Below are 11,887 nucleotides of genomic sequence, written 5' to 3'. Positions count from 1 at the left end.
TGCATGTTCCCTGTTGGATCGTCCTTGGAGGTGCTGCCGTGCGCGTGGCTCAGCCGCGGCATGACGTCGGCAGGTACTTGTCGTCGCTTTCACCGCTGCATTCCCAGCGGCCGCTGTCGCGATCATATTCCAGCCACAGCAGGTCGCCATCGAGGCTCTTGCCGGGCACGGCCAGTGTTGCTTCGATGCCACAGTGGCCGTTGTTGAAGCGGCCGATGTTCACCGCCGACAGGCCGGCCTGGGTGAAGTCACCCGGGGCCGGGAAACCGGCATCGTTGGCGCCGGGGCAGCGGCCTTCATCGTCGGCGAAGTGCTGCACCTGCTGTTTCAGCGGCTGCAGGGCATTGACCGCGGTCGCGATCCTGGCACGCACGGTGTAGTCGTTGTATGCGGGCAGCGCGATCGCCGCGAGGATGGCCAGGATCGGTACCAGTACCAGCAGCAGGCCGCCGCCGATGATCGCGGTCAGGGCGCAACCGGAGAGCTTCTTCTTCGGCGGCGGCAGGACCCCGGCCGCTGCTTGGGTGGCATAGGGCGTGGACGGCGGCAGCACAGGCGGCTGCGGCGGAGGGGGGGGGACCGGTTCCGGTTCCGGCTCGGGTTGCTGGGCCGGCGCAGCAACGTCCAGCGCCGGCACGATCAGGCCCAGCTCGTCGACAACGGTGCGCAACGGCTGCCATTGCGGCAGGCCGTCGCGCCAGACCAGGGTGTCCAGGGTGATCTGGTTGTTTCGGAACAACTCGACCAACTGTTCCGCCGGCAGCGGGCCTTGCTGCCGGTTGCCTTCTGCATGGAACCACTCGCTCACGGGGACGCTCCTGAATGCGCTATGCCCCCAAGTGTACGGTCAGTGAAGGGGTTCTGGCTCGTCCATGAACATCTGCGTCTCCATCCAGGCATAGGCCGCTTCGGAGCCGGGCTGGTTGAACAGCACCATCAGCACGACCCATTTCAGGTCGTCCAGGTCCAGTTCGTCCTGGTCCAGGGCCATCGCCCGGTCCAGCACCAGCTCGCGCTGGTCGGCGTCGAGGATGCCGTGCTGTTCCAGGTACAGCAGGAAGCCGCGGCATTCCACATCCAGCTTGTCCAGCTCGGGGCCATGGTAGATGCGCACGGGGCCATCGACCCGCGCCTGGGCCACGCTCGGCCGCTGCGCGGCCAGGGCATCGAGCCAGTCGAACGCCTTGTTGATCTCGGTGGGGCTGAAACCGGCCTGGATCAGGCCGTTCTGCAGCGAATCGCGGTCACGGATCAGGTCCGCATCTTCGCTGAAATAGTGTTCAAACAGGTACAGCAGTACATCCAGGATGCTCTCTTTCATTGCCCCTCGGCCTGCGTCGCGCGACGCTGTGGAGGTGAAGAAACTAGGGAGTTCGACAGTAGCGGCCGTGTACGCACACCACGATTCCCGCCAGTTCCATGGCCAGCAGCATGGAGGACACCTGGGGCGCCGTCAATCCACAGCGCGTGATCAGTGAATCCATACCGCTTGGGTTGTGGTCCAGGGCTCGCCACAAGCACTGGTAGTCAGGGTCGTCGGCCCAGTGCGCCGGCAGGAGGGCCGGCAGTGCCTGTTCAGTGGGGGTGGACAGCCGCGATTGCAAGCCCGGCAGCTGCAGTCGAAGGGCAGGGGCGAGCAGTTCCAGAACCTCCTCGGGGCGCTCGACCAGCGCCGCGCCCTCGCGGATCAGGCGGTGGCAACCAGCCGCGCGCGGGTTGAGCACCGACCCGGGCAGGGCACAGACCTCGCGGCCTGCCTCGGCGGCCAGGCGCGCGGTGATCAGCGCGCCCGAACGCTGCGCGGCCTCGACCACCACGGTGGCCAGCGCCAGCCCGGCCACCAGCCGGTTGCGCGCGGGGAAGTGACCTGGGCGGGCCGCCGTACCCGGCAGGTACTCGCTGAGCACCACGCCCTCGGCGGCGATGCGCGCCTGCAGCTGGGCGTGGCTGTCCGGATAGGCGCGGTCAGGGCCCGTGCCGATCACCGCCACGGTGCAGCCACCGGCCTCGAGCGTGGCCTGGTGCGCAGCCGCATCGATGCCTGCGGCCAGGCCGCTGGTCACCGCCAGGCCCGCCTCGACGAAGCAGCCGGCAAAACGCGCGGCCAGTGCGCGCCCGCCCGGGGTGGGGGAACGGCTGCCGACCAGCGCCACCGACGGGCGCCAGGCCAGGCTGGGGTCACCGGCGACGAACAGCGCCAGTGGTGGGTTGGGCACCTCCAGCAACGAGGGTGGAAAGGCCGGATCGGTGCAGGGCAGCAGGTGATGGTTGTCCTGTTCCAGCCAGCGCAGGGCGGCTGCACGCGCCCGGGCGTCGGGACGTTCCAGCGCGGCGCATTGCTCCGGCGTGCAGCCGTGCGCGCGCCAGTTCGCCGGGCCTTGCGCGATGGCGGCTTGCGCACCGCCCGCGGCCTGCAGCAGGGCCCGTCGTGGCGCCAGTGCGCCTCCCGCCATCAACAGGCGCAGCAGCGCCTCATATGCATGCGTGGTCATCCCCCACTATCGGCCGCACACAACAAAGGCGCCCTAGGGCGCCTTCGCACGTGATCGTCAGGTTTTCCCGCAGACGCCTGCCGGGCAGCGGCCGGCACGCCCGGCAACGGTTACTTCGCGTCCGGGTGCAGCGCGTTGTAACCGACCTGCACCGGCTTCACGCCCTGCATCACCAGCGCGTAGCTGACGTTGTCGAAGGTACGGAACACCATCGCGTGTGCGGCATACTCATCCGGCAGCGAGACCCGGCCCGCGCCGGTGCTGAGCGAGTCGTCCATGCGCGAGGAGTTCGGGTACTTCATGCGGTGCGCCACATGGCGGCCCGGGCGCCACAGCGAGAACACGGTGCCGTTGTCCACGCCCTGGGCACGGCCGGCCGAGATCGCGATCACGTCGCGCGGGCCACCGGCATTGAACATGTCGGTGACGGCCAGCACGCGCACGTCCACACCCTCGACACCGGCAGCGGGTACATGAGGGATGAACTGCAGGTCGTACGGCTTGGCTTCGACGGGCACCAGGCGGTCACCGGCGCGCACTTCGCGGCCGCCGTCGTTCTTGTCCAGCACCAGCGTGGAGGCCTCGACCTTGCCGCCGGCAATCTGGGTGATGGTGCCGGTAGCGACCTGGGCCAGCTCGTAGCCGAGCACGCCACGGCGGGCGTTGGGCGCGTTGTAGGCCTTCCACAGGTTGCCGCTGCCCGGGGTCACGTCGCCATTGGCGGTCAGGTCTTCGGTCGGCTTGGGCTGGGCGTACCGTACGGTCGGGCGTACCACGGCCCAGCGCTGGCCCACCTGGGCATCGGCCAGGCGCACGTAGACGGTGTCACCGCCGGACACGCGCAGGCGGCTGTCCTCCAGGCCGACCACGTAGGGCAGCTGCTTGATGCTGTCGACAACGCTCAGCTGCTTCAGGAACGGCTCGACCTGGGCCAGCGGAATGGCGTCGATCGGGGCCTCCTGGCGCGGGCCGGCCTGGGACACGGTCACCCGGTCCAGGTAGGCCAGGCTCAGCACGTCACCTGGATAGATCAGGTGCGGGTTGGCGATCTGCGGATTGGCTTGCCAGATCTCCGGCCACAGCCAAGGCTTCTGCAGGAAACGTGCGGCGATATCCCACAACGTATCCCCTTTTCGGACCACATAGGTGTCCGGGTGCCCGCCATTCACTTCCACGGCGGTAGCATAGGCAGCCACGGTCAGCATCGCCGCGGCGACGACCGTACGAAAACGAAGCAACATAGGTGTGAAGCCCTGATTCCCCAACAGGTCCGCGCACTATAGTCCAGAAACCGGGGCGCAAGGCAAGCGTTGGAGCTAGAATCTGCGACGTATGCCGGCGTGCCGGCCCCCTATCCGGAAACAGCCATGGCCCTTCTCCCCATTCTCGAGTTCCCCGATCCGCGCCTGCGTACCAAGGCTGCGTTGATCGACGCCGCCGAAGTCACCACGCCGGCCTTCCAGGAACTGATCGACAACATGTTCCAGACCATGTACGACGCCCCGGGCATCGGCCTGGCGGCCACCCAGGTGGACGTGCACAAGCGCTTCATGGTCATCGATGTCAGCGAAGAAAAGAATGAACCGCATGTGTTCATCAACCCGGAAATCGTCGCCAGGGACGGGGGCCGGGTGTACCAGGAGGGCTGCCTGTCGGTCCCGGGCATCTTCGCCGACGTCACCCGCGCCGACACCATCACCGTGAAGTACCTGGACCGCAACGGCCAGGAACAGCAGCTGGAGGCGGGTGAAGTACTGGCCACCTGCATCCAGCACGAGATGGACCACCTGGACGGCAAGCTGTTCATCGACTACCTGTCGCCGCTCAAGCGCGAGATGGTCCGCAAGAAGCTGGCCAAGCAGCGCAAGCACGTGGCGTGATCGCCCATCCGGGCCGCCCTTCGGGTGGCCCGTGCCTGCGCGACGCGCGCGGGCTGCACGGCGCCGGCCGACGGCGCCGTTTTCTTTCCTGCACGAATCCATCCTGCAAGTGGGGTAGCCATGAGGATTGTCTTTGCCGGTACGCCGGAATTCGCGGTGTCGTCGCTGCGCGCCGCGGCGCGCCACCACGAGGTCGTGGCCGTCTATACCCAGCCTGACCGGCCGGCCGGCCGTGGCCGTGGCCTGGCACCGTCGCCGGTCAAGCTCGAGGCCGTGGCCCGTGGCATTCCGGTCTACCAGCCCGAATCACTGAAGGACGAGGCTGCACAGCAGCAGCTGCACGACCTGCAGCCGGACCTGATGGTGGTGGTGGCCTACGGCCTGATCCTGCCCAAGGCGGTACTGGCGATCCCGACCCACGGCTGCTGGAACGTGCATGCCTCGCTGCTGCCACGCTGGCGCGGGGCGGCGCCGATCCAGCGCGCGATCCAGGCCGGTGACGCAAAGACCGGTGTGTGCCTGATGCAGATGGAAGCGGGCCTGGATACCGGCCCGGTGCTGCTGCACCAGGAACTGCCGATCGCTGCCACCGATACCGGTGGCCAGCTGCATGACAAGCTGGCCGAGCTGGGTGCACAGGTCCTGTCCGACGGCCTGGGCCTGCTGCGGGCCGGCATCAAGCCGATCGCGCGGCCGCAGCCGGAGCAGGGCGTGACCTATGCGCACAAGCTGGACAAGGCCGAAGCCCGTCTGGACTGGGCGCAGGGCGCCGATGTGCTGGCGCGTACCGTGCGTGCCTTCAATCCGTGGCCGATCGCCGAAGCGACGCTGGCTGGCGAACGCGTGCGCATCCATGGCGCGGTGGCGCTGGAGGAGGCCCACGGCCAAGCGCCGGGCACGGTGCTGGCGGCCAGCCGCGATGGCATCGACATCGCCTGCGGCCAGGGCGCACTGCGCTTGCGTACGCTGCAGCGCGAAGGCGGCAAGGCGATCACCGCCGCCGACTACCTCAACGCCCGCCGTGATCTGCGCGTGGGAGCATAAGCGGTGTCGAAGCAGAACGATTTCTCCGTGGCCAAGGCGGCGCCGGGCGCGGCCACCCGCATGCTGGCCGCACGTGTGCTGGCACAGGTGTTCACCCGTGGCCGTTCATTGAAGGCCGAACTGGCCTGGGCGCTGCCGAAGCTGGCCGACAGCCGCGATCGTGCCTTGCTGGAAGCGCTGTGCTTTGCGGTGCTGCGTCGCCGCAGTACCTATGACGCTGCCTTGCAGTCGTGGATGCAGAAGCCGCTGTCGGCGCGCGACGCCGATCTGCGCACCCTGTTGATGGTGGGCTTCGCCCAGCTGGACGTTCTGGAACTGCCGGCGCATGCGGCGCTGTCGGCCACGGTCGATGCCGCGCGTGCGCTGGGCCGTGAGCGCCAGGCCGGCCTGGTCAATGCGATCCTGCGCCGCGCGCAGCGCGAAGGTTTCCCGGAGCAGCCGGCGCGCGATGCCTTCCCGGAATGGCTGGCCGATGCGGTGGAACGCGATTGGCCGGCACAGGCCGAGGCGATCTTCAGCGCCAGCCTGCAACCGGCACCGTTGTGGCTGCGTGCCAACCGCCAGCACGGCGGCCGTGACAAGGCACTGGCGGCACTGGCCGAGGCGGGCATTGCCGCCGAACCCAGCGCGCTCTGCGCCGATGCACTGCGCCTGGCGGCCCCCGTTGCGGTGAACCAGCTGCCGGGTTTTGCCGACGGTGCACTGTCGGTACAGGACCTGTCGGCGCAATGCGCAGCCGACGCGCTGGCGCCCGCGACCGGCGCCCGCGTGCTGGACGCCTGTGCGGCACCCGGTGGCAAGTCGGCGCACCTGCTGGAACGTGACCCCAGTCTGCGCCTGCTGGCGCTCGATATCGATGCGCGTCGCCTCGCGCGCGCCCGCGATACCTACACCCGCACCGGTGTGGGCGAGGGCGCGCAGACCCGGGTGGCCGATGCCAGCGATCCCGGGGCCTGGTGGGACGGCACACCGTTCGACGCCATCCTGCTGGATGCCCCGTGCTCGGCCACCGGCGTGATCCGCCGCCAGCCGGACGTGATGTTCCACCGCCGCGCCGAGGACATCGATGCGCTGGTCGGCGTGCAGGCCCGCCTGCTGGAGGCCTGCTGGTCGATGCTGCGCCCGGGAGGCGTGCTGCTGTACGCCACCTGTTCGATCCTGCGCGCCGAGAACGTCGACCAGGTGCGAGCCTTCCTGAAGTGGCATCCGGACGCAGCGGCACAGCCTCTGGATGACACATTCGGCCTCGATTGCGAGGGGATTGCGCGCCAGCGCCTGCCGGGTGACAACGATGCTGACGGTTTCTTTTACGCGCGTCTGCTAAAAACAGCCTGACCCCGCTGACGTTCCGAGTCCCATGCTGAAATCCCGCGCGTCGCGCGAGACGTGGTTGTTCGTGGTGATGGCCCTGCTGGTGCTGGGGGCCGGGTTGGGCCTTCGTGATCCGTGGCCGTCGGACGAACCGCGCTTCGCGCTGGTGGCCAAGCAGATGTTCGACAGCGGGCAGTGGCTGTTCCCGCATCGCGGCACCGAGCTGTACTCGGACAAGCCGCCGATGCTGATGTGGTGGCAGGCCACGCTGTACAGCCTGGTCGGGCAGTGGCGCGTGGCTTTCCTGCTGCCGTCGCTGCTGGCGGCCCTGGGCACGCTGTGGTGCGTGGTCGACCTGGGGCGGCGCCTGTGGACGCGGCGGGTGGGGCTGTATGCCGGCTGGGCGCTGCTGTTCGCGCTGCAGTTCACCTTCCAGGCGAAGAAGGCGCAGATCGACCCACTGCTGCTGCTGTTCATCACCCTGGCCAACTACGGCCTGCTGCGCCACCTTTTGCTGGGACCAAGCTGGCGCTGGTGGTGGCTGGGCTGGTTCTTTGCTGGCATCGGCGTGATCACCAAGGGCGTGGGGATGCTGGCGCTGCTGATGCTCGTGCCTGCGGCCATCGCCGCGGCGTTGCAGTGGCCACGGGTGGGACTGCATGCGCGCGACGCGCGTTTCTGGCTGGCGCCGCTGGCCTTCCTGCTGGCGGTGTCGTTGTGGCTGGCGCCGATGCTGCTGGCCGGCTTTGCCACCGGCTCGGACGAGTACCGGGCCTACATGGACGACATCCTGTTCCAGCAGACGGCGCGGCGCTACGCCCATTCCTGGGACCATCACCAGCCCGCCTGGTACTTCCTGGCGACGATGCCGCTGATGTGGATCCCGGCGTTCCTGGCCCTGCCCTGGGCGATTCCGGCGTGGCGCCGCCGGCTGCGCCGCCGCGACCCGCGCTACCTGCTGCCGCTGGCCTGGTGGCTGATGGTGGTGCTGTTCTTCTCGATTCCCGCCGGCAAGCGCGATGTGTACATCCTGCCGGCACTGCCGATGTTCTGCCTGGTGCTGGCGCCGCTGTTGCCTGGATTGCTGAGGCGGCGCGATGTGCAGGCCGTGATGGGGGTGTTCACCGGCCTGCTGTCACTGGGCCTGGCCCTGGCCGGTGCGATGGCGGTGCTGGGCGAGCCGGCCTTCGAGCTGCGCCTGACCCACAGCCGCGGGCTGGCGCCCGGCGCCGTCGACGCACTGGCCTGGACGATCCTGGCGATGGGCGTGTGGGGCGGATTGAGCCTGCTGGCCTGCGGCCGTCGCCGGCATCTGGCGCTGGTGTCGACCCTGGCGATGGTCTGGGTGCTGTACAGCCTGGTCGGCTATCCGCTGCTGAACGATTCCAGTTCCGCCCGCGGCCTGATGCGCACGGTTGGTGACCGTCTGGGACCGGATGCCGAATTGGGGCTGGTGGCCTGGAAGGAGCAGCATCTGCTGTTGGCCGACCGCCCCGCAGCGACCTTCGGTTTCGAGACGGACTGGGACGAGCAGCTGATTGCGGCCACGCGCTGGCAGCGGCTGGCGCCCGGACGCCGCTGGTTGCTGGTGCACGAATACGCGATGCTGTCGTGCGTCGACCGCAACCGTTCTGAACTGGCCGGCGTGGCCAACCGGCGGCGCTGGTGGCTGGTGCCGGCAGCAGCGGTGAAGGTGCCCTGCGTGGTCACTGCAGAGGAGCGCGAACGTGAACGGCGTTTGCAGGAACATGACTAGCCACCACGATTCCGGCTTGTCCAGTCTGCCCAAGCGGGCCCAAAGGCAGTAAAACAGCAGGCTGGGACGGCCTCCGTTGGTCCTTCCCGTTCTTCCCGCAGATTGCAGCGATACTTCCCGACGTGCCAGCTTCATCGGACAACCTGAACCCCATGGCCGACGACCCGCTGGGCGTTCCCGCCGGTGGGCGCCATGGGGCCGCGCATGCGCTGGCCCAGCTGGGCCTGTTCTGCCTGCCGGCACTGGTGCTGACCGTGCCGATCAACCTGCTGCCGTATGGCCTGCTGCTGCTGCTCAGCACGCTGCTTGCGCCGGAGCTGCTGTGGCGCGCGCGCGGCATGGCCGGTCAGCCGGTGAAAGTGCTGGCCTGGCTGATGCTGGCGGTGCTGGCGCTCGGCGTACTGTCGGTGGTGTTGTTCGAGCAGGGCCTGCGTGACGTCGACAACCGCTCGCGATTCGTGGTGATCCCGTGGATCGCGCTCTGGGTCTGCGCGCTGCGTCCCAACCTGCGGTGGCTCTGGTACGGATCATTGACCGGCCTGCTCGCCACCTTCGCGATGTCGCTGTGGCAGGTGCTGGGTGGCGCCCCGCGCGCAGAGTTGTTCACCAACGCCATCGTGCTGGCCGACATCGTGATGGTGTTGATGGTGCTGCTGGTGTTCTGTCGCCCGTCGCGGCGCTGGTCGCTGGTGATCCTCGGCACGGCCGCCGGCTGCGGCACCATCGTGCTGACCGGCAGCCGCGGCGTGTTCGCCGCCCTGCTGGCGCTTCTGGTGGTGCTGGCACTGAGCCTGCGCTGGCGCACCGGTGCGGCGCGCCTGTCGGTGCTGGCCGGCATGCTGGCGATCGGCGCGACCCTGGTGCTGTCGGTGCCGGAGCTGCGTCACCAGGTGCGCCTGAGCGAGCTGCACAGTGACGTGCAGCGGATGGAACTGGGCGACAGTGATTCTTCCGCCGGTGCGCGCGTGGAACGCCTGCAGGTGGCTTGGGAGACCTTCCTCGATCACCCGCTGGTGGGCGTTGGCATCGGGCATTTCGACAGCGCGATGCTGCGCGTGCCGGTCTGCCGTGAGAATCCGGAAGAGTTGCGTTGCCACCTGGGGCATGCACACAACGATGTTGCCGAATGGGCAGCGACCCAGGGCGTACCGGGCCTGCTGCTGTTGCTGGCGGTGTATGGCATCCCGCTAGGGTTGTTCGTGCGGCTTCATCGCCGCAGCGGACGGACGACCTTCCGGGGGCCGGCCGCAGCCGGCATCATGCTGGTGATCACCTATGCGCTGTGCGGCCTGACCCAGTCGATGTTCGCGCACCAGATGACGGCCAGTTTCTATGTGACCCTGGTCGGCCTGCTGACCGGCCTGTCGATCGTCGAAGGCGCGCGCCACCGGGCAGTCACCGGGGCGTGACGCATCGGCGCGCCGGGCAGGGCCCGGCGATCAGGGGTTCGGCGGGTCGGCCACGGCCTGGCCGTTGCCCAGCATCCACAGCATGATGGTCTTCTGGCGCACGTAGTTGGCGCGCACATAGGCGTAGACCAGGCCATGCCAGCCGTCGCGGAAGCCGCCACGGAACACGAAGCCGCGCCAGAACCGCCAGGCCGGTGCCAGCACCAGCTTGCCCAGCGTGGCCCGCTTGCCGCGCGCGAACTCGTGCTCGGCCATCATCCGCGCGTACTTCTCGGTCTTGGCCAGCTGCTGCTGCAAGGAGCGGTAGGGATAGTGGACCAGGTCGCCGCGCAGGGTACCGACACTGCCATCGACGCTGGCGGCCTCGTGGATCTCGCGCTTGCCGCGCCAGCCGCCACGGCGGCGGTCGAACAGGCGCATCACCCGGTCCGGGTAGGCATTGCCATGGCGCAGGAACTTGCCGAAGTACTCCGACAGGCGTGCGAAGCGATAGCCGGCATGGCCAGCGAAGCCACCATCGCGGGCCTGTTCGATGGCCGCACGCAGTTCCGGGCTGATCCGCTCATCGGCGTCCAGGCACAGCACCCAGTCGTGGCGGGCCTGCTCGACGCAGTACGCCTTCTGGCTGCGGAAGCCGTCGAACGGGCGCTGCAGCACGCGGGCGCCTGCGGCCTCGGCGATGGCCACGGTGGCATCGGTGGAGTAGGAGTCCACGACGACGATCTCATCGCAGAAGGCCAGCGAGGCCAGGCAGTCGCCGATGCGGCCGGCCTCGTTGAACGCGATAATGCAGGCCGAGATGCGAGGCCGTTCGATGGGAGCGGTCGTGGAGGACATGATGGCCGGGTACCTGTTGTTTGCGACGGAGCGCTATGCGCTGCCTATTCTCGCCCCGTTGGCGCAGGCCTTGCACGCCTCCGGGCAGGAGGTGGCAGCCTGGTTCGAGGGCGGCGCGGCCGGCAGCCAGCTGCCGGGAGTGCCCAACATCGGCCTCAAGCAGGCGCTGGCAATGCGGCCGCGGGCGGTGTTCAGCGCCGCCAACTGGGTGCCGACCTTCCTTTCGGGAACCAAGGTGCAGCTGTTCCATGGCTTCAACGTGGAGAAGCGGGACAGTGCGCGCGGCCACTTCCGGGTGCGCGGCATGTTCGACCTGTACTGCACGCAGGGGCCGGCCACCACCGGGCCGTTCCGCGAGATCGCGGCCCTGCAGGGCCACTTCGCGGTGGCCGAGACCGGCTGGCCGAAGCTGGATCCGCTGTTCCGCGACGATGGTGGCGAGAGCGCCGCGCTGCGCGCCGCCGCTGGAGGACGCCCGGTGATCCTGTTCGGTTCGACCTTCACCGAACGCCTGAGCGCAGCCCCGCACCTGCATGCGCAGATTGCTGCCGACATCGCAGAGGGCAAGCGCTACTGGCTGCTGACCCTGCACCCGAAGTGCCCACCGGAATTGTTCGAACGCTACCGCGCGCTGGCCGGTGCCAATGCGCGCTTCATCGAGCCGGAGCAGGTGATGGCCGCACAGCGCGCCGCCGATGTGCTGGTGTCCGATACGTCCTCAATCGTTTCGGAGTTCATCGTCCAGCACAAGCCGGTGGTGACCTTCCGCAACCGGGTGCCCAAGCCACACATGATCGACTTCGACGACCCGGTGCAGCTGCCGGCGATGCTGCAGCGCGCGCTGCATCCCGACGCCACGCTGCAGGCGGAGATCGTGCGCTACGCCGATGCCATCCACCCGTACCGCGATGGCCTGTCCAGCGAGCGCGTGATCGCGGCCACCGAGGATTTCCTGTCCGGCGAGATGGGCGCGCTGCGGCGCAAGCCGTTCGGGAGCTGGGTGCGCGACCTGCAGATCCGCAAGGACCTGGGGTATTGGGGGCCGTCGCAGCGGTAAGCCGAGCGTGGGCTCGGCTTAAAGTAGATCCACGCCATGCGTGGATGCGCGACCCCAGGCCGCGGTAGTGCCGGCCGCCAGTTGATCCATCACCTGTTGCG

At 68.6% G+C, this 11,887-nt stretch carries 11 protein-coding genes; 6 read left to right on the top strand and 5 right to left on the bottom strand.

Features of this window, described 5'->3' with window-relative positions:
• Positions 1 to 49: 49 nt before the first annotated feature.
• The 4 genes from AC10QF_RS02720 to AC10QF_RS02705 all read right to left on the bottom strand — a co-directional run bounded on the left by AC10QF_RS02720 (position 50) and on the right by AC10QF_RS02705 (position 3,733).
• A complete protein-coding gene (locus AC10QF_RS02720) occupies positions 50 to 808 on the bottom strand; it encodes a pilin (protein WP_069139675.1) in 759 nt (252 codons plus the stop codon).
• 39 nt (positions 809 to 847) lie between these two features.
• Positions 848 to 1,321: a DUF494 family protein gene (locus AC10QF_RS02715; protein WP_005419622.1), complete on the bottom strand. Its 474-nt coding sequence runs from the start codon at positions 1,319 to 1,321 to the stop codon at positions 848 to 850.
• A 43-nt stretch (positions 1,322 to 1,364) separates the two neighbouring features.
• On the bottom strand, positions 1,365 to 2,492 hold the full coding sequence (gene dprA, locus AC10QF_RS02710) for a DNA-processing protein DprA (RefSeq protein ID WP_494541707.1): 1,128 nt from the start codon (positions 2,490 to 2,492) through the stop codon (positions 1,365 to 1,367).
• Between the two features lie 110 nt (positions 2,493 to 2,602).
• Complete coding sequence (locus AC10QF_RS02705) at positions 2,603 to 3,733, bottom strand: LysM peptidoglycan-binding domain-containing protein (RefSeq protein WP_005419620.1); 1,131 nt, start codon at positions 3,731 to 3,733, stop codon at positions 2,603 to 2,605.
• A gap of 126 nt (positions 3,734 to 3,859) precedes the next feature.
• Between AC10QF_RS02705 and def the strand changes: the two genes are divergently transcribed.
• From def to AC10QF_RS02680, 5 genes are all read left to right on the top strand, one after another.
• A complete protein-coding gene (gene def / locus AC10QF_RS02700; protein ID WP_005419619.1) occupies positions 3,860 to 4,372 on the top strand; it encodes a peptide deformylase in 513 nt (170 codons plus the stop codon).
• A 120-nt stretch (positions 4,373 to 4,492) separates the two neighbouring features.
• On the top strand, positions 4,493 to 5,416 hold the full coding sequence (gene fmt, locus AC10QF_RS02695) for a methionyl-tRNA formyltransferase (RefSeq protein ID WP_494541706.1): 924 nt from the start codon (positions 4,493 to 4,495) through the stop codon (positions 5,414 to 5,416).
• Between the two features lie 3 nt (positions 5,417 to 5,419).
• Entirely contained in the window at positions 5,420 to 6,751 is a 1,332-nt protein-coding gene (rsmB, locus tag AC10QF_RS02690) for a 16S rRNA (cytosine(967)-C(5))-methyltransferase RsmB (RefSeq protein ID WP_061478129.1), read from the top strand.
• A 22-nt stretch (positions 6,752 to 6,773) separates the two neighbouring features.
• Positions 6,774 to 8,483 (top strand): ArnT family glycosyltransferase, encoded by a 1,710-nt coding sequence (locus AC10QF_RS02685; RefSeq protein ID WP_069139678.1) that lies wholly within the window; start codon positions 6,774 to 6,776, stop codon positions 8,481 to 8,483.
• A 152-nt stretch (positions 8,484 to 8,635) separates the two neighbouring features.
• Positions 8,636 to 9,892, top strand: coding sequence for an O-antigen ligase family protein (locus AC10QF_RS02680; RefSeq protein WP_494541705.1), 1,257 nt, complete (start codon positions 8,636 to 8,638; stop codon positions 9,890 to 9,892).
• Positions 9,893 to 9,922: 30 nt separating this feature from the next.
• On the opposite strand, the gene AC10QF_RS02675 is transcribed toward AC10QF_RS02680, so the two are convergent.
• Positions 9,923 to 10,729, bottom strand: coding sequence for a glycosyltransferase family 2 protein (locus AC10QF_RS02675; RefSeq protein ID WP_065178794.1), 807 nt, complete (start codon positions 10,727 to 10,729; stop codon positions 9,923 to 9,925).
• On the opposite strand from AC10QF_RS02675, the gene AC10QF_RS02670 reads away from it, so the two are divergent.
• A complete protein-coding gene (locus tag AC10QF_RS02670) occupies positions 10,728 to 11,786 on the top strand; it encodes a CDP-glycerol glycerophosphotransferase family protein (protein WP_494541815.1) in 1,059 nt (352 codons plus the stop codon). The genes AC10QF_RS02675 and AC10QF_RS02670 overlap by 2 nt on opposite strands.
• The last annotated feature ends 101 nt before the right edge of the window (positions 11,787 to 11,887 follow it).

It is taken from the genome of Stenotrophomonas maltophilia complex sp. Om-AH-Sm3 (genome assembly GCF_059337855.1).
The sequence above is the reverse complement of the archived record's forward strand: the minus strand, read 5'-3'. Positions and strand labels throughout refer to the sequence as shown.

What these genes read in the sequence shown, in the direction of transcription:
- AC10QF_RS02715 (WP_005419622.1), bottom strand. Translation starts at nt 1,321, where the DNA reads ATGAAAGAGAGCATCCTGGATGTACTGCTGTACCTGTTTGAACACTAT.
- dprA (WP_494541707.1), bottom strand. Translation starts at nt 2,492, where the DNA reads ATGACCACGCATGCATATGAGGCGCTGCTGCGCCTGTTGATGGCGGGA.
- AC10QF_RS02705 (WP_005419620.1), bottom strand. Translation starts at nt 3,733, where the DNA reads ATGTTGCTTCGTTTTCGTACGGTCGTCGCCGCGGCGATGCTGACCGTG.
- def (WP_005419619.1), top strand. Translation starts at nt 3,860, where the DNA reads ATGGCCCTTCTCCCCATTCTCGAGTTCCCCGATCCGCGCCTGCGTACC.
- fmt (WP_494541706.1), top strand. Translation starts at nt 4,493, where the DNA reads ATGAGGATTGTCTTTGCCGGTACGCCGGAATTCGCGGTGTCGTCGCTG.
- AC10QF_RS02685 (WP_069139678.1), top strand. Translation starts at nt 6,774, where the DNA reads ATGCTGAAATCCCGCGCGTCGCGCGAGACGTGGTTGTTCGTGGTGATG.
- AC10QF_RS02680 (WP_494541705.1), top strand. Translation starts at nt 8,636, where the DNA reads ATGGCCGACGACCCGCTGGGCGTTCCCGCCGGTGGGCGCCATGGGGCC.
- AC10QF_RS02670 (WP_494541815.1), top strand. Translation starts at nt 10,728, where the DNA reads ATGATGGCCGGGTACCTGTTGTTTGCGACGGAGCGCTATGCGCTGCCT.
- AC10QF_RS02675 (WP_065178794.1), bottom strand. Translation starts at nt 10,729, where the DNA reads ATGTCCTCCACGACCGCTCCCATCGAACGGCCTCGCATCTCGGCCTGC.